We start from the raw sequence: 1,564 nt of genomic DNA, 5'->3' as shown, positions 1-1,564 counted from the left end.
GTAAGACGACACGGAAACTGCGCTTTGGGTATTCTACTCAAAGCTTTGCGGGATACCGCCATTCTGTTTGGAAACAAGCAGAATGCTATCGCTGCATAGTTGAACAGTGATGTTCAGCAGTGTTCAGCGTAAATGTATCAGCTGCTAGGATACAGTAGTTGCTTCCCTTCGGGGGAGTGAAATTGAAAGCCGTCTTGCCTTGGCAGCTGAGGGGAGCGCTCGAAGAACTATGGGTTTTTCTGAGTTTGAGGATCAAGATCCCATTGCAGCAGCGGAACGGACTGCTGCCCCCGATCCCAGCCGCCATTCCCCGGATTCTGCCGGTGAGGAAGCCGCGATCTCCTCGGTTGCAAACTCTGGTGAAGGAAGGGAGCGCCAAGGTCGTCGTTCTCCACCCCCTTTGCCGGAAGAGGGCTCAACCTTTGTGGGCGCAGAGGATTGGCTGGACGATCGCGGTAGCGGGACGGAGTCCTTGGAGAATGGGCGGGATAGCTACAGGGAGTCCGCGCAAGGGGCCACTTCTCGCCCTTCCAACCGCTCCCCCCAGACTGGCCGAGACGAGGGGTCTCGTGTTGACAGCGAAAAGGGGGGGCAGAAAGCCGCTGCAGGATCCCCTGGAGCCGGTGAGCGTCCTGGGCAAGCCCTGGTTTCCCGCCGTTCTGTCTCCAGCAACCGCGGCTACGACGGATCCGCCCGTTCCTCTGCCTTTCGCGGTAGCGGGACGGAGTCCTTTGCTGGCCGCTCGCGTAAGCGGAACGGAGTCCTTGGGGAATCCGGCTACCGCAGTGACTACAGCCGTTCCGCGGCTTACGGCTACACCTCCAGCTATGTTGGCGGTGGGGGATATGGCGGTGGTGGGCGAGGCGGCAGCTCCAGCGGGGGGGTCTCCTCCTCCGATCTGACGATCCTGCTGGTGGTGGCCCTGCTGGCCTTCTTCGGGGGATTCGCTATCCGCAACATCTTCGCCGAGTCGGGCGGCTTTGACGATGAGCGCCCCATCCGCGCTGCCAATGTGCCCGCAGCCTTTCGCGATTTTTGCTTTGCCTATAACGGCACTGCCTCCTTTACTGTGGTGCAACTGACCAGCGTTTCTGCTCTGACCATGGCCTCAGTGCCCGTTTACAAGATGGATACTTGCACCATCCCCGTCAGCCAAACGGCCAATGCCCTCCAAGCTTTGGGCATCCGCGGCCGGGCCAACACCTTGGGCCCCCAGCTGGGGGGATCCAACCTCACCCTGATCCAGCTCCCCTTGGCCAGCAGCTTGGCGCGCGCCGTGTACAGCCAGTTTCCTGGCTTGGCCGCTCAGGGCAACGAGGCGCAGGTTTTGTCCCAACTGGAAGCCACCATCAACAACGCCCTGCGCTCCAACATCGAAGGGTTAGCCCTGCAAAGCCTGGAGCCCACCAACATCCCCGACGTCTACGTGGTGGTGCCGGGGCACTCCTTTAATTTGCAGCCCCAACTCAACCTGCGCTAACCCTCCTGCAGAGCATGCCTCTAACCCCCAAAACCCTGAACTTTGCTGAATTTACTGAGCTTTAGGCGGTTTGGCAAAAGTCAT

General features: G+C 60.0%; 1 protein-coding gene. It reads left to right on the top strand.

The genetic code is table 11. The annotated features are described in order from the left end of the window. Nucleotides 1-229 precede the first annotated feature (229 nt). Complete coding sequence (locus NW834_RS13650; RefSeq protein WP_414418861.1) at nucleotides 230-1,480, top strand: hypothetical protein; 1,251 nt, start codon at nucleotides 230-232, stop codon at nucleotides 1,478-1,480. Nucleotides 1,481-1,564 lie beyond the last annotated feature (84 nt).

The sequence above is a fragment of the Synechococcus sp. R60.1 genome, assembly GCF_047461835.1.
Classification (GTDB): Bacteria; Cyanobacteriota; Cyanobacteriia; order Thermostichales; family Thermostichaceae; genus Thermostichus.
This window is presented reverse-complemented; position numbering and strand designations above follow the sequence as displayed.